The organism is Ensifer sp. 4252, assembly GCF_050434565.1.
Taxonomy (GTDB): Bacteria; Pseudomonadota; Alphaproteobacteria; order Rhizobiales; family Rhizobiaceae; genus Ensifer.
Map to the genome: position 1 here is coordinate 176,530 of NZ_JBNDIU010000002.1, position 14,844 is coordinate 191,373.

13 protein-coding genes are annotated in these 14,844 nt (G+C 61.9%); 8 read left to right on the top strand and 5 right to left on the bottom strand.

Annotation, left to right across the window (positions count from 1 at the left end):
- Nucleotides 1-20: 20 nt before the first annotated feature.
- The 7 genes from ABIE33_RS07775 to ABIE33_RS07805 all read left to right on the top strand — a co-directional run bounded on the left by ABIE33_RS07775 (nucleotide 21) and on the right by ABIE33_RS07805 (nucleotide 7,007).
- The gene (locus ABIE33_RS07775; protein ID WP_429124033.1) at nucleotides 21-608 is read left to right on the top strand and encodes a nicotinate-nucleotide adenylyltransferase; all 588 of its coding nucleotides are present in this window, start codon (nucleotides 21-23) and stop codon (nucleotides 606-608) included.
- A 90-nt stretch (nucleotides 609-698) separates the two neighbouring features.
- The gene (rsfS, locus tag ABIE33_RS07780) at nucleotides 699-1,145 is read left to right on the top strand and encodes a ribosome silencing factor (protein ID WP_038576568.1); all 447 of its coding nucleotides are present in this window, start codon (nucleotides 699-701) and stop codon (nucleotides 1,143-1,145) included.
- 268 nt (nucleotides 1,146-1,413) lie between these two features.
- Entirely contained in the window at nucleotides 1,414-1,896 is a 483-nt protein-coding gene (gene rlmH / locus ABIE33_RS07785; RefSeq protein WP_429123600.1) for a 23S rRNA (pseudouridine(1915)-N(3))-methyltransferase RlmH, read from the top strand.
- A 219-nt stretch (nucleotides 1,897-2,115) separates the two neighbouring features.
- Nucleotides 2,116-3,534, top strand: coding sequence for a murein hydrolase activator EnvC family protein (locus ABIE33_RS07790; RefSeq protein ID WP_429123602.1), 1,419 nt, complete (start codon nucleotides 2,116-2,118; stop codon nucleotides 3,532-3,534).
- The gene (locus ABIE33_RS07795; protein WP_429123605.1) at nucleotides 3,524-4,846 is read left to right on the top strand and encodes a S41 family peptidase; all 1,323 of its coding nucleotides are present in this window, start codon (nucleotides 3,524-3,526) and stop codon (nucleotides 4,844-4,846) included. Before ABIE33_RS07790 ends, ABIE33_RS07795 begins: the two co-directional genes overlap by 11 nt.
- Nucleotides 4,847-4,982: 136 nt before the next feature.
- Nucleotides 4,983-6,200: a divergent polysaccharide deacetylase family protein gene (locus ABIE33_RS07800; RefSeq protein ID WP_429123607.1), complete on the top strand. Its 1,218-nt coding sequence runs from the start codon at nucleotides 4,983-4,985 to the stop codon at nucleotides 6,198-6,200.
- A 279-nt stretch (nucleotides 6,201-6,479) separates the two neighbouring features.
- The gene (locus tag ABIE33_RS07805; protein ID WP_429123609.1) at nucleotides 6,480-7,007 is read left to right on the top strand and encodes an RNA pyrophosphohydrolase; all 528 of its coding nucleotides are present in this window, start codon (nucleotides 6,480-6,482) and stop codon (nucleotides 7,005-7,007) included.
- Between the two features lie 273 nt (nucleotides 7,008-7,280).
- Here ABIE33_RS07805 and bfr read toward each other — a convergent pair whose 3' ends face one another.
- From bfr to ABIE33_RS07830, 5 genes are all read right to left on the bottom strand, one after another.
- Nucleotides 7,281-7,772, bottom strand: coding sequence for a bacterioferritin (bfr, locus tag ABIE33_RS07810; RefSeq protein ID WP_429123612.1), 492 nt, complete (start codon nucleotides 7,770-7,772; stop codon nucleotides 7,281-7,283).
- Nucleotides 7,738-8,097, bottom strand: a complete 360-nt coding sequence (locus ABIE33_RS07815) for a (2Fe-2S)-binding protein (protein ID WP_429124035.1) — start codon at nucleotides 8,095-8,097, stop codon at nucleotides 7,738-7,740. Before ABIE33_RS07815 ends, bfr begins: the two co-directional genes overlap by 35 nt.
- Before the next feature lie 316 nt (nucleotides 8,098-8,413).
- Nucleotides 8,414-11,770, bottom strand: coding sequence for an error-prone DNA polymerase (locus tag ABIE33_RS07820; RefSeq protein WP_429123615.1), 3,357 nt, complete (start codon nucleotides 11,768-11,770; stop codon nucleotides 8,414-8,416).
- Nucleotides 11,767-13,284, bottom strand: coding sequence for a Y-family DNA polymerase (locus tag ABIE33_RS07825; protein WP_429124037.1), 1,518 nt, complete (start codon nucleotides 13,282-13,284; stop codon nucleotides 11,767-11,769). The genes ABIE33_RS07820 and ABIE33_RS07825 overlap by 4 nt, the downstream gene beginning before the upstream one ends.
- The gene (locus tag ABIE33_RS07830) at nucleotides 13,235-14,194 is read right to left on the bottom strand and encodes an ImuA family protein (RefSeq protein ID WP_429123618.1); all 960 of its coding nucleotides are present in this window, start codon (nucleotides 14,192-14,194) and stop codon (nucleotides 13,235-13,237) included. Before ABIE33_RS07830 ends, ABIE33_RS07825 begins: the two co-directional genes overlap by 50 nt.
- A 170-nt stretch (nucleotides 14,195-14,364) precedes the next feature.
- Here ABIE33_RS07830 and ABIE33_RS07835 point away from each other — a divergent pair, with 170 nt between their 5' ends.
- On the top strand, nucleotides 14,365-14,799 hold the full coding sequence (locus ABIE33_RS07835) for a metallopeptidase family protein (RefSeq protein ID WP_429123621.1): 435 nt from the start codon (nucleotides 14,365-14,367) through the stop codon (nucleotides 14,797-14,799).
- Nucleotides 14,800-14,844: the final 45 nt, after the last annotated feature.

The window sequence follows — 14,844 nt, forward strand, 5'->3', positions numbered from 1 at the left end:
TGAACGGCCGCTATCTGCGCATGCCCCATGTCGAAAGCGGCATGGTGGTCGGCCTGTTCGGCGGCTCGTTTAATCCGCCGCATCAGGGGCATGTGCTGGTCGCCGAAACGGCGATCCAGCGCCTCGGCCTCAACCAGCTCTGGTGGATGGTCACCCCCGGAAACCCGCTGAAGAACCACGACAATCTGGCGCCGCTTGCCGAGCGCATCGCGCTCAGCGAAAAGATCGCCCACGATCCGCGCATCAAGGTGACCGCCTTCGAAAAGGCGCTGGGGCAGAGCTATACCGCCCGCACGCTCGCGATCGTAAAGGCTCGCAACCGCGATATCCGCTTCGTCTGGATCATGGGTGCCGACAACCTGAAGAGCTTTCACCGCTGGCAGAACTGGCAGAAGATCGCCCGCACTTTTCCGATCGCCGTCATCGATCGACCGGGCTCGACGCTTGCCTATCTCTCGTCGCGCATGACCAAGACCTTCGACTATGCCCGCATCGACGAGAACGATGCCCGGCGCCTTGCTTTTCACCGCGCACCCGCCTGGACCTTCATACACGGGCCGCGTTCTTCGATGAGTTCGACGGCGCTTCGGTCCGCCAGGACAACGTGAAATCGAATGATTCATTTCTCATGTCTTGAAACCGTTCTGGTTTGATGCCTACATTTACTGACGGTTCGAGCGAAGCAGCCCGAATCGGAAGTGCCTGTTCTGTTCACTTGGAAAGGAAAAACCCTGACAACAGCACACGCCAAGGGATATGCGGCTTCCGCGTTCCCACGCAGCACGGGATCTAGCGACGAAGCCGCTGTCCGTGCGCTTCAACTGGTCCTCGAAAGCCTAGAGGACTCGAAGGCAGAAGATATCGTTACCATCAACATTGCCGGCAAGTCGGCGCTGGGAGACTTCATGGTCGTTGTCTCCGGGCGATCGAGCAGGCATGTGGCGGCAATTGCCGACCACCTGACCACGGACCTGAAGGACGAGGGCTTCGGCAACGCCCGCGTCGAAGGTCTGGAAACAGGCGACTGGGTGCTGATCGATACCGGCGATGTGATCATTCACATCTTCAGGCCGGAAATCCGGGAGTTCTACAACATCGAGAAGATGTGGGCGACACCGGAAATCGAGGACGGCACGCTGCATTGAGATCGCACGGTTCGTCGGACGTCTGAGCCGTCGCACGCACCGTATCGCGGTCATGCATGTTGGGAATGTGGCTGTCATCGCCGAAGCGGCGTATTGCAGCCGAGATGATTGTTGCGACCGATCGTAGCTTGCAGCGCCGCCCGTCTGGCATGACGTGCAAATGTCGCTGTAACGCTTTAGTGCGCTGCATGATCTTCTCCTTGAATCGATCGCGGTTTCAGGAGTTGTGCAGGTGCGCGGTCGAGCGCAGGCGGAGACGGATTGGGTCATGCGTATCGGACTTTTCGCAGTCGGCCGCCTGAAGGCGGGGCCGGAGAAGGACCTTGCGGCCCGCTATCTCGATCGTTTTGCTAAGGCAGGTCCGGCAATCGGTCTTGAACTTTCCCGCGTGGTCGAAGTCAACGAAAGCCGCGCCTCCAATTCCGATACGCGCAAGCGGGAGGAGGCAGCCCAGCTTGAAAAGGCGCTCACTGACGGCAGTCTGCTGGTGCTGCTTGACGAACGCGGCAAGGCGCTCGATTCCGAAGGCTTCGCATCCCTGCTCGGGGCCTTTCGCGACAGCGGCAAACGCGACCTCATGCTCGCGATCGGCGGCGCCGACGGGCTCGACCCGAGCCTTCATTCGCGCGCCGACGCCGTGCTCAATCTCGGCAAGATGACCTGGCCGCATCAGCTGGTGCGCATTCTGATCGCCGAACAGCTCTATCGCGCCGTGACCATCCTTTCCGGACATCCCTACCACCGCGTCTGAGACGCAACACGCACCGGCGATAACGAGAATATGTGTTGGTCGCCCCCCCAAATCAGATTAGGCTTTTTGAGGAGAGCGTCACACAGCCGGGAATATGCCCGGCGAGCGCTCAGAAACGTTGAAATTGCGCAGGGCGCTTTCCGAAATCGGTTCCGATTGGCGGAGATATGCGCGAAGTATTTCCGGTTGGACGCATAGGGACGAATGACGCGCCGAAGCATGACAAGCACTTTCAGCAGGATCGGGGGCGATGCACGGCGGCTCGGCTGCAGTGCGGCACTGCTGGCGCTTGGGCTTATTGCAGCGCTTCCGGCTGCCGCCCAGGATGCACCGGCGACGCCCGTGGCAGCGGACGCGGATCGGCAACTGGGGCCGCCCGATCCGGCAGCAAACCTGACGCTTCGTCGCGACAGCACCCGCAGCGAACTCGATGCGCTGTCGAAAACCATTACGCTGTCGCAGGAACGCGCCGACGAGCTGGCAGCGACCATTGCCGAGATCGACAAGAGCAACGAGGCGCTGCGCGTCGCCATCGTCGACTCCGCCAGGAAGCGGCAGGATCTGGAACAGCAGATCGTCGACGGCGAGAAGAAGCTGAGCGAGTTGCGCTCCAAGGAAGATACCGTGCGCCGATCGCTGCGCGCCCGGCGCGGGGTTCTGGCTGAAGTGCTCGCAGCACTGCAGCGCATGGGCCGCAACCCACCGCCGGCGATCCTGGTGACGCCTGAGGATGCGCTCGGCTCGGTTCGCAGCGCCATTCTGCTCGGCGCTGTCGTACCCGGAATTCGCGAGGAAACGGACAACCTCGTCGCCGACCTGAAGGCGCTCGCCGATATCAGAGCCGGCATCGGCAAGCAGCGCGAAGAACTGACGGCAGCGATGACAGCCAATGTCGAGGAAGAGCGTCGCATGTCGATGCTCGTCGCTGAAAAGGAAAAGCTGCGCCAGAAAAGTGCAACCGAACTAGCCGCCGAGCAGCGCAAGGCGCAGGAACTCGCCTCCCAGGCGACCAATCTCGAAGGCCTCATCGGTTCGCTCGAGAACGAAATCGCTTCGGTGCGCGACGCGGCTGCCGCCGCACGCGCCCAGGAGGAGGAACGCCTGCGCATGAGCGAGGCCGAGCGCGAAGCCGCGCGCGAGCTGGCGCGGAGCGCCGTGCCCGACAAAAACCGCATTGCGCCAGCATACGTGTTCTCGGAGCTGAGGAATAAGCTTGCCTATCCGGCCGCGGGATCGCTTTTGCGAAAGTTCGGTGATGCCGATGGTACAGGGCACTCCCTGCAAGGGATCATGTTGGAAACCAACCCCGGCGCGCTGGTGACTGCGCCGTCAGATGGCTGGATCGTCTATGCAGGCAATTTCCGCAGTTATGGGCAGATGATCATTCTCAATCCGGGCGACGGCTACCACGTGGTGCTGTCTGGCATGGAAAAGGTGAGCGTGCAGACCGGACAATTTGTCGTGGCGGGTGAACCGCTTGCGACGATGGGTGCGAAAAGAGTCGCAAGTGCTGCGGCCTTGGCGCTGGAAACCGACCGGCCGACGCTTTACATTGAATTCCGAAAAGACGGAAAACCGGTTGATTCCCGACCATGGTGGACCGCAGCAGAGGTTGGAAAGGCGCGAAATGATACGTAGGGCTTCACTTGTTCTGGTCGGGGCGCTGATGGGTGCGACCGCTATGGGCGTCATTTATTCGGCTGTCGTTCCAGCCGTCGCGGCCAACACCTCGACCTATCGCGAACTGGCGATTTTCGGTGACGTGTTCGAGCGCGTGCGCGCGCAGTACGTCACCCCTCCGCAGGATGACAAGCTGATCGAGAATGCCATCAACGGCATGCTCACTTCGCTTGATCCGCACTCGAGCTACATGAACTCGACCGACGCCGAGGACATGCGCACCCAGACCCGTGGCGAGTTCGGCGGCCTCGGCATCGAGGTGACGATGGAAGACGACCTCGTCAAGGTGACGAGCCCGATCGACGACACGCCAGCGGCCCGCGCCGGTGTTCTCGCCGGTGACTTCATTTCCAAGATCGACGGCCAGGACGTTCGTGGCCTGAAGCTCGAGGATGCGGTCGAGAAGATGCGTGGCGCCGTCGGCACCCCGATCAAGCTGACGATCCTGCGCAAAGGCGCAGACAAGCCGATCGAACTGTCGATCGTGCGTGACGTGATCGCCGTTCGCGCCGTCAAATTCCGCACCGAAGGCGACGTCGGCTATCTCCGCGTGATCTCGTTCACCGAGAAGACCTACGACGACCTGAAGAAGGGCATCGAGAAGATCAAGTCCGAAGTACCGGCCGACAAGCTGAAGGGCTATGTCCTTGACCTGCGCCTCAACCCGGGCGGTCTGCTCGACCAGGCGATCAACGTTTCCGACGCGTTCCTGGAGCGTGGCGAGGTCGTTTCGACCCGCGGCCGCAATCCGGATGAAACCCGCCGCTTCAACGCCACACCCGGCGATCTGACCGACGGTAAGCCCGTGGTCGTTCTCGTCAATGGCGGCTCGGCCTCCGCTTCGGAAATCGTTGCCGGCGCCCTGCAGGACCTGAAGCGCGCGACCGTGCTCGGCACGCGTTCCTTCGGCAAGGGTTCGGTACAGACGATCATTCCGCTCGGCGAAGCAGGCGCTCTGCGCCTGACGACGGCGCTCTACTACACGCCGTCGGGCAAATCGATCCAGGGAACGGGCATCACGCCCGACATCAAGGTCGAACAGCCGCTGCCACCGGAACTGCTCGGCAGGGTAGAAGCGCAGGGCGAATCCGATCTGCGTGGTCACATCCAGGGACAGAGCGAAACCGACGAAGGGTCCGGCTCGGTCGCCTACGTGCCGCCGGAGCCCAAGGACGACCTGCAGCTCAACTACGCGCTTGACCTCTTGCGCGGCAAGAAGACCGATCCGTCTTTCCCGGCTAGCCCGGAACAGGCGGAACTCAAGAAGTAAGCCTTTGAAGGCGCCGGGCTGGTCAACCCGGCGCCTTTATACTATGTGGGCAGCAGGTGCTGCCGGAAACCGCTGATTCTCTGTAGACGGCGCATCCCTCACCGGCAATTCTCCTTCAGGTCGACCGAGGCTCCGTTTGGGAACAGATCTCAATGCCCCCCTTGGCCAGAGCCGCCGGGAAAAAGCCGCGCCAAAACGCGATCGCCGTCGCCTTCTCAGCTACTCCCTTGTCGGCATCTTTGCCGTTTCCGTGATCGGCCTTTCCGTCTGGAATGCGGTCGTTCCGGATGGATTGCGCAGGCAAGCGTCTACTCAGGGCGAGGCTTCACCGGAAGAGGCCAAGACGGCGGAAAAGGCACCCAATCCGACAAGTGGACAATCATCGAACACCAGCGGCGGCGCACTGAAGCCGGGCACTGCTTTCTCCGGCGCTAATGTCGAGGAAACCCTGACGAATGACGGCACGACCGTCACCAAGTTCACGCCGCGCCAGCGCGACGGCAGCGGCCCCGCGCTGATCAATGTCGGTCCGATCCGCGGCCAGGACCCGCGCATGGCCGCCCTTCCGAATGACGACCTGCTCGAAGACAGCGCTAAGGGCCGGCTGCCGATCACCGGCACGGATGGACTGCGGCCGATGGATCAGTATGCCCGGCCCTGGTCCGGCGCACGCGGCACCCGCATCGCACTTGTGGTCGGCGGCCTTGGCCTCAGCCAGACCGGCACCCAGAAGGCCATCCGCGACCTGCCGCCTGATGTCACGCTCGCCTTTGCCGCCGCCGGCAACAGCCTGCAGCGCTGGATGCAGGAGGCAAGGCGCAGCGGCCATGAGATCCTGCTGCAGATCCCGATGGAGCCGTTCGATTACCCCGACAACGATCCGGGACCGCACGCGCTCCGCCTCTCGCTCGGTTCGACGAAGAACCTGGCCGAGCTGCATAAGAACATGGCACAGATCACCAACTATACCGGCATCATGAACTATCTCGGCGGGCGCTTTCTCTCCGACGCCGATGCTCTCGAGCCGGTGATGCGCGATCTTGGCAAGCGCGGTGTGCTTTTCCTCGATGACGGCACGTCGGCGCAATCGCTGTCCGGCAAGCTTGCCGATGCCTTCGACGTTCCGCATGGCTTTGCCGACATGACCGTCGACAGCGAGCTCAGCCGCAGCGCCATCCTGAAAAGACTCGACGAGCTGGAACGCATCGCCCGACGCAACGGCACGGCCATCGGTGTCGCCTCGGCCTTCGACGAGAGCGTGGCTGCCATCACGCAATGGGCCGGAGAGGCGCAGGGGCGCGGCATCGAGATCGTCGGTGTTTCGGCACTCGTCAAGGACCCGCAACAGAGATAGACCAAGCGCCCCTACAGCGCCGCGCGTCTTATTAGACGCGCAAAGGTCGCTGTAGCACTTTGAATTGCTGCATGTTTTTATCCTTAAATCGAATAGGATTTAAGGAAACATGCAGTGGGGCGTCCTTTCAAAAGCCCAGCGCCTTGGGCGAACCGCACGAGACCATTGCGGACCCGAAAGATGGGTGCGATGAGACATCGCGACAGTTCGAACATTTCAAGGCCGCGCTCTGCCGCGCTCGAGCAGTGCGTCACGCCTTGAGCCAGGAGAGGACAGCGGATGAGCAAACACAACGACAAGAACCTGCGGGCCGAAGACCTGCCCTATCGCCCCTGTGTCGGCGTCATGGTGTTGAACCGGGCCGGTCTCGTCTGGGCCGGCCACCGGATTGCCGTCGGCAATTCCGAATATGACGGCTCGCCGCAACAATGGCAGATGCCGCAGGGCGGCATCGACAAGGGCGAGGATCCGTTGAAGGCGGCCTATCGCGAACTCTACGAAGAGACCGGCATGCGCACGGTGTCGCTGCTGGCCGAAGCGCCGGGCTGGATCAACTATGACCTGCCCTCGCACCTGATCGGCATCGGCCTCAAGGGAAAATTTCGCGGCCAGACGCAGCGCTGGTATGCCTTCCGCTTCGAGGGCGACGAGAACGAGATCGCCATCAACCCGCCGCCGGGCGGCCACGAGCCGGAGTTCGACGCCTGGGATTGGAAGCCGATGCGCGAGTTGCCGGAGATGATCGTTGCGTTCAAGCGCAAGGTCTATGAGGAGGTCGTCGCCGCCTTCGCCCACCTGGCACCGTAACGGCACCTTGCAGGAACTGGAGCGCACCCGCGCCGAGTGACGCCGGGGTTGTTCGCGGCGTTCGAAGGCCGATCGGCATAGGTGCCCGTGCAGGGTTTCACTGGTTTCGATCAGGCTCTTGAGGATCGCCACACCGGCGGCAACCGGCAGCCTCCGCGCCTATTGCATGCGCCACCAGGCGACGAGCGGGCCAAGGAGATTCATGGCCTATGCCAAAAATCAAAAAGCCGCCGAAATGATCGGCGGCTTTTTCGTGTGAATGGAGCTAGACGCTCAGTCGACTTCGGCCTCGTTGGCCGGTGCTGCGTTGAGCTGGCCGTATTTCGCTTCGCCGATCGTTTCGAGCAATTCGAGCTGGGTTTCGAGGAAGTCGATATGGCCTTCCTCATCGGCGAGCAGCTCTTCGAACAGCTTCATGGAGACGTAGTCTCCAGCGTCGTGACAGATGTCGCGGGATTTCTTGTAAGCGGTGCGGGCGTCGTACTCGCCGGCAAGATCCGCCTTCAGTACTTCCTTGACGTTCTGGCCGATGCGCAGCGGACCAACCGTCTGCAGGTTCGGATGACCTTCGAGGAAAATGATGCGCGCGACGAGCTTGTCGGCATGATGCATCTCTTCGATCGACTCGGCACGCTCCTTCTTGGCAAGGAGCGTATAGCCCCAGTCTTCAAGGAGGCGGAAATGCAGCCAGTACTGGTTGACGGCACCGAGTTCGAGATAGAGCGCTTCGTTAAGCTGCTCGATGACCTTTTTGTCGCCTTTCAAAGTCCGCCCTCCGGTTGTCTTCATGGAATTGTTTGAGGCGGGCCATGAAATCAAATATCTCGACATCCGTCGAGTCGCGACGGCCGTGATATTGCTCGGTGGTGCGGATGATGATGTCGACGACGTTGGGGAAGCAACCGCAGCAGCGACCGCGCTTCTCCATCGCGTGATAGACTTTCGCCGGCACGATCAGCTGCCAACAGTCCTCGTCGAGGAGGCTGACGATCGTGTCCTCGATGTCTTTTTCCGTGATGAAATTGCAGCTGCAAACCAGCATGTCGTCTTGCCTGTGAAACGCAACGTCCTGAATTCGCTCATAAAGCAAAAGAGGATATTTATTGTCAACAAAAAAGTCCGCGAGCGGAAGTTGTATGCGGATTAGAACGAATCTAAACATGATAAAAAACATCGTATTTTCAGAACATTAGCGCAGCGTTGATGACCTTTCTCCCTGTGGATTTCGCGGCGACTGCCGCGGAATACTGCGACATTTTTACACAGGTCAACCTCGACCTGTCGAAGGAAGCCCAAGGCGAGTGGCGAAATCCGGTACGGCAAGACCAGCTCCGGAAGGACGGGCTACAAAACGGCTGTGAGGGACCGAGCTTTCGAAGCCAAGCCGAGCCCCCTTTGCCTGTTCATCAATGGAAGTTGCGGCCTTTTGGCATGACGCCGGCAACTTCGGTCGCGACGGCCTGATGATCGGCGCCGGCGGAGCGGCGGGCAGCCGCCAGGCGCAACTCCTTCAGCACCTTTTTCTCCCGCGCGTCGGCTGTTGGTCGTAGCACCTCGTCGGCACGGTCGTTGGCGCCGAAGTGGCGAACCTCCTTGCGCAACAGCCCGAGCATCGGGGTCATGTCCTCGATATATTCCGCCACCACATGGATGACCTCGCTTTCGCGCTGGAGCCGACCGCGGATCTTGACGAGACGCGCGCCCATGATCACCGGCCGGTATTTCTCGAAGACCTTCGGCCAGACGATGGCGTTGGCAACACCGGTCTCGTCCTCGATCGTCATGAAGATCACGCCCTTGGCCGAGCCCGGACGCTGGCGAACGAGCACCAGCCCCGCAACCGTCACTCTTCGGCCGACAGGTGCCGTAGCAAGAGCCCGGCTTTCGACCAGCCCCTGCCCGGAAAGCTCCGCCCGCAGGAAGGAGACCGGGTGCGCCTTCAGCGAGAAGGAGAGATAGCGGTAATCGTTGATGACCTGCTCGCCCTCCAGCATCAGCGGCAGTGACACCGCCGGTTCCAGCTGGAATTCATCCTGCGTCGCCTGCTCGAAGAGCGGCAACCGCTCGGCAGCACTTTTCTCGTCCAGCGCCTTGACCGCCCAAAGCGCATTGCGGCGATCAAGCCCGATCGAGCGGAACGCATCCGCATCGGCAAGCTTCTCCAGCACTGAGCGCGGCAGTCCCGAGCGCAGCCAGAGATCGCGAACCGAGGTGTAGCCGGGACCGCGATGGGCGACGAGCTTGTCTACGATCTCTTTCTCCCTGAGGCCCTTGACCAGGCTGAAGCCGATACGAATGGCTTTTTCCGTCTTGATCACATCCAGCATGTCCCGATGGCGTGGCTCCACCGCATCGCGATCATGCCCACCTTTTTCGAGGTCCGAATCCCAGTCCGAATGGTTGATGTCGACCGGCAGTACCCGCACCCCATGCTCGCGCGCGTCGCGCACCAATTGGGCAGGAGCGTAAAAACCCATCGGCTGTGAGTTCAAAAGCGCCGCGCAGAAGACGTCGGGGTAATAGGTCTTCAGCCAGGAGGAGACATAGACGAGCAGCGCGAAGGACGCCGCGTGGCTTTCGGGAAAGCCGTATTCGCCGAAACCTTCGATCTGCCTGAAGCAACGCTCGGCAAACTCGAGCGGATAATCGTTCCGAACCATTCCATCGATCATTTTCTGCTTGAAGGTATGGATGGTTCCAGTTCGCTTGAACGTCGCCATCGCCCGCCGCAACTGATCGGCCTCGCCAGGCGTAAAATTTGCAGCGGTGATGGCGATCTGCATCGCCTGCTCCTGAAACAGCGGCACGCCCAGGGTCCGCTCCAGAACCACCTTCAGTTCCGGGCTCGGATATTCGATGGGTAGCTTCAGATCACGCTGTTCTCGCCGCTTGAGATAGGGATGAACCATGTTGCCCTGGATCGGCCCCGGCCGCACGATCGCCACTTCGATGACGAGATCATAGAAGATGCGGGGCCTGAGCCGCGGCAGCATGCTCATCTGTGCGCGGCTTTCGATCTGGAAGACGCCGATCGTATCGGCCCGGCAGATCATGTCGTAGACCGCCTCCTGATGATCCTTAAACAGCATGTGCAGGTGTTTTTTCACGCCGTAATGCCGGTCGAGAAGCTTGAAGGCGCGGGCGATGCAGGTCAGCATGCCGAGCGCCAGCACATCGATCTTCAGGATCTTCAGCGTATCGAGGTCGTCCTTGTCCCATTCGATCATGTAGCGGTCGGGCATCGCCGTGTTCATGATCGGCACCACCTCGTCGAGCCGGTCGCGGGTGATGACGAAGCCGCCGACATGCTGGGAAAGATGGCGAGGGAAACTCATCAGCGCGGTGGCATAGTCGAGCACCCGCACCGTTGTCGGATCCTTGGTGTCGAGGCCGGCGGCCTTGGCCTCCCGCTCCGACAGGTCGGCGGCCGACCAGCCCCAGACCGAACCGGCAAGCGCCGACTGCACGTCCTCCGAAAAGCCGAAGGCCTTTGCCGTTTCGCGGCCGGCTGAGCGCGCCCGGTAGCTGATGACGGCGGCCGTCAGCCCGGCATGTTCCTTGCCGTAGGTTCGATAGATATGCTGGATGACCTCTTCCCGCTTCTCATGCTCGAAATCGACGTCGATATCCGGCGGCTCGTCGCGCTCGGTCGACAGGAAGCGGTCGAAGAGCAGGGTCGTCGAGCGTGGATCGACCTCGGTGATGGCAAGACAATAACAAACCGTCGAATTTGCCGCCGATCCGCGCCCCTGGCAGAGAATGTCGACGCTTCGCGCATATTCCATGATGTTGCGCACGGTGAGGAAATAGGGCTCGTAGCGCTTGCTGGCGATCAGATCGAGTTCATACTCGATCTGGGTCGAGACCTTCTCGGGAATACTTTCGGGATAGCGCACATGGGCGCCTTCCATGGTCAGCCGCCTGAGGGTTTGCGTCGTCGTTTCGCCGGCAAAACTCTCATCGGGATATTGGTATTCCAGTTCCGCCAAGGTGAAATTCAACCGGCGGAAAAAATGCCCGGTATTGTCGATCGCCTCGGGATAGCCGCGAAAGATGCGCGTCATTTCCCCCGGTGGTTTCAGATGCCGTTCGGCATTGGCCTGAAGCCGGAACCCCGCCTGTGCCACCGTCACATGCTCGCGGATGGCAGTGACGATATCGGCGAGCGGCCGGCGCGCCGGCTCGTGAAACAACGGGCTGTTGGTGGCAATCAGCCTCGTGCCCGCGTTGCGGGCAATGGTCGCCAGCCCGGCAAAGACAAGCTGGTCGAAACCGTCGTAGCGCGGCACCAGCGTGAGATAGAGCCGGTCGGCAAAATGCGGCTTCAGCCGCTTGAGAAACGCCGCAAGATTGTTGGCCTCCGGCGCACCGATCACCGGATCGGGCAGGACGGCAATGAGGATATCCTCGCCCCATTCGACAAGGTCGGCCTCATAGAGCGTGCAGTCGCCTTTTGTCGCCCTGAGGTTCCCGGCACTCAGCATGCGACAGAGATTGCCCCAGCCGCGGCGGTTGCGCGGATAGGCGAGCACATCCGGGATATCGTCTGCGAAAGAAAGCCGGGCGCCAGGCTGGAAGGAATATCTCTCCACCTTCGCCTGCGCATGGGCGCGCACCACGCCCGCCACCGTATTGCGATCGGCGACCCCGAGGCCCGAGATGCCAAGGCGGCTGGCGGCAACGATCATCTCGCCCGGATGCGACGCCCCTTCGAGGAAGGAGAAATTCGACCAGGCGCCGATCTCGAAATAGGGCGCGCTCATGCGAAGACCCCATGCATGAACCAGCGCGGCTGCGTCGGCCCGCCATAATGCCCCTCTCGATACAGCCAGAACCGCCGGCCTCTTTCATCCTCCACCCGGAAATAATCCCGCTCGGCCGCCGTCTCGCCATCGACCCACCATTCGGCCGCGATCCGTTCAGGACCCTCGGCGCGGGCGATGCGATGAAGGCTGCGCCGCCAGCGAAAACTTCTCGGCGGCCCTTCCGGCACCTCGGCCACCGCCTCCACCGGTTCCGGGCTTTGAAACAGCCGCTGCGGCCGAACGGAGGCCGCCAGAAGCGCAGCCGGAACCGCGGGAGCGGCTTCCTCTGCCGTCTTCAGCATTCCCACATCCGCAAGCGGCTGAAAGACGGCGGCACGCTCCGGCACATGGCTTTCAGACAGGACGGGCAGAAACAGGCTTTCCGCACCCAGCCGCGCCATGACCCTGTCGGCAAAGGCCGCCAGCGGTCGCTGCCGATCCGGCGTGCCGGAAAAATCCTCCTGCATCACCTCGTATTTTTCGCTTTTTGGAACCGACAGCCGCAGGATTTCAAAGCCGAAACCGGCATCGAGATCCTCATGCACCGCCTGCAGCCGCTCGCGGAAAAGGCCGGCAATGCGGCTCGGTTCAATCAACGGCGAAGACGTTCCGGCGGCGATGCGAAAGACCCTGCCGTCGACGCGAAACAGCAGCAGCTCGAACAGCCGCCCGCCTTCGCCGCGCTTTTCCAGCTCCGGCTTCAGTCTTGCCGCCAGCTCCTGCGTCAGGCCGAGAATATCGTCTTCGCCCTGGACTGGCTCGGAAAGCCGTCGCTCGGCCGAGAGACTGGCGACGGGGAGCCGCGGCGAGAGCGGCTCGTCCTCCAGCCCCATGGCCTGATCGAGGCGCAGAAGCAGGATGGCTCCGAAGCGGCGGGCAAGCGGCGCCCGCGGCGCCTCGATGATGTCGCCGACCTGCTTGAGACCGACCCGGCCGAGCGTTTCGATCGTCTCGGCCGGAAGCCTGAGGGCCGCCATCGGCAACGGTGCCAGCACGCGTGCGGCCTCTTCCGGAGCAATCACGCCTTGCGAACCGAAACGCGCCGCGCCCCAAGAGAGCCCGGCCGAAGACGAGATCGCCGCACGCGCCTCGATGCCGAGGTGAAAGAGCCGGGACAAGAGGTCGTCGAGAAGCGATTTCTCGCCACCGAGAAGATGGGCGCAGCCGGTAATGTCGAGATAGAGACCGTTTTCGCCGTCGAGTGCCACCAGCGGGGTATAGCGGCTGCACCAGTCCGCAAGTCCTTCCAGAAGGGCGCGGTCCGCCGCCGGGTCGGCGGGCAGCACATCGACATCGGGACACATGGCCCGCGCCTCGGCAACGCCCTGCCCCAATTGAAATCCGGCTTTCTCGGCAAGGCCATCGAGTGCGACGAGGCGCATCGCATTCCTGACCCGGTCGGCAAAGACGACAGGCGGATGATCAGGACGCCCGCGGGAAAGCCACGAGGTGCCCCAGCGTGTCCGCGCCACCCGATCGGCCGGAAGATGCGGAAAGTCGAGCGACAGAATGCGCTGGTTCTGGATCTGCCGCAGCAGCGGCTGGTAGGGGCTCGACGGGGTAAAAGCGGCGGTCATGGGGGTTCCACTCCAGGAAGAGGCCGACGGGAGCAGGAGACCTGCTTTTTTCGGCAATGACGTGAAAGACGGGATGACCGATGCTGCCGCAAAGCATCGAGCCATCAGGAAGGGGACGCTCGCGGGCGGGCGCCGGTTCGATATGAAGCCGGCAGAAGGCGCTGCTCGCCTCCTCGTGGCCGGACTGACGCAGAAGAAGAAGAGGAATGCGCCCGGCGCGCGCGCGAACATGCAGGCGCCGGCTTTCGCTTAAGGCCAGCGATGCCGGATTGCCGCGAATTTCGAGAATGACGGCACAGAAGGCAGGCACTGAAAGCGCCGTCTCGGCGATCCAGAGCGCGTCCTTCACCGTGCGCGGCAGACTGAGGATCAGGCTTCGAATGTCGAGCCCGTAAGCCTTGAGACCAAGGCCATAGGGCAGGCCGGCCTCGGTCGAGGCCAGCGACTGGCTGATCCACAGAACCGGTGCCCCGGCATCGCCCTTTTGCTGGCGTGCCTGCTGACAGAGGGCGCTAAGCGCGGTTGCAAAACCGGCTGCAGCCCCGGCGTCGCGCGTCTCGGAATTGCGGATCTCCGTCATGCCCTCGAGCGGCAGGCCGCCCTCGAGGATATCGTCGAGTTCGGAGATGCCGAGCGGCAAGACCTTGCGGCCGGATGCCTGGCTACCCTCTTGCCTGCGCCGAAAGCCGGCGGGATCGGCCGCCTTGACCGCCTTCACGACGCCAGGAAGCCTGCGATTCTCGATCCTGGCTATGGTTTCGCGAAGCGAAAGAACGGTCTCCCGCTGCACGGCGTTCTCGGCCATGACGGTCAACTCCCATTTAAGATGTTCCTGTTATGTTCTTATAGATTCCAGAGCTGCCCAGAGGAGTCAACAGCCAAATTTAAGAATTTATTCCTTGCCCGCCCCAGCCGGAATTCAACACTCGAAAAACAAAGGCAAAATCGCTATATGGAGGGCAACAAGGAGTGCCTATGGCCCGCATTGACCAGACCGATGATTGGCGGGATCGCCACGCACCGACGCTCACGACATTCGAACAACTCGCAGTGGAAGCCTATAGCCACCTGCCGCAGGAGTTCCGCCAGTTGACGACCGGCCTCATCATCGAGGTTGCCGATTTCCCAAGCGACGACGTCTTCGAGGATATGGCGCTGGAGACGCCGTTCGACCTGCTCGGCCTGTTCGAAGGCCGCGGCATCGGCGAACGTTTCACCATGGAGACGGGCGAGTTTCCAAACCGGATCACCCTTTATCGCCGCCCGATCATCGACTATTGGGCGGAAAACGAGGAAACGCTTGGTGATATCATCACCCATGTGCTGATCCACGAGATCGGCCACCATTTCGGCCTCTCCGACGACGACATGGAACGGATCGAGGCGAGCGTGGAGCACGTGGGCAACTAAGCCCTGAGAAGCAGGAAAAGTACGAAGCGGTTTTCCGTCAGGAAA

Coding starts and splice junctions, on each gene's coding strand:
- ABIE33_RS07820 (WP_429123615.1), bottom strand. CDS start 11,770: ATGAGCGCGCCCTATTTCGAGATCGGCGCCTGGTCGAATTTCTCCTTC.
- rlmH (WP_429123600.1), top strand. CDS start 1,414: ATGCGTATCGGACTTTTCGCAGTCGGCCGCCTGAAGGCGGGGCCGGAG.
- ABIE33_RS07790 (WP_429123602.1), top strand. CDS start 2,116: ATGACAAGCACTTTCAGCAGGATCGGGGGCGATGCACGGCGGCTCGGC.
- ABIE33_RS07830 (WP_429123618.1), bottom strand. CDS start 14,194: ATGGCCGAGAACGCCGTGCAGCGGGAGACCGTTCTTTCGCTTCGCGAA.
- ABIE33_RS07795 (WP_429123605.1), top strand. CDS start 3,524: ATGATACGTAGGGCTTCACTTGTTCTGGTCGGGGCGCTGATGGGTGCG.
- ABIE33_RS07805 (WP_429123609.1), top strand. CDS start 6,480: ATGAGCAAACACAACGACAAGAACCTGCGGGCCGAAGACCTGCCCTAT.
- ABIE33_RS07775 (WP_429124033.1), top strand. CDS start 21: ATGCCCCATGTCGAAAGCGGCATGGTGGTCGGCCTGTTCGGCGGCTCG.
- ABIE33_RS07835 (WP_429123621.1), top strand. CDS start 14,365: ATGGCCCGCATTGACCAGACCGATGATTGGCGGGATCGCCACGCACCG.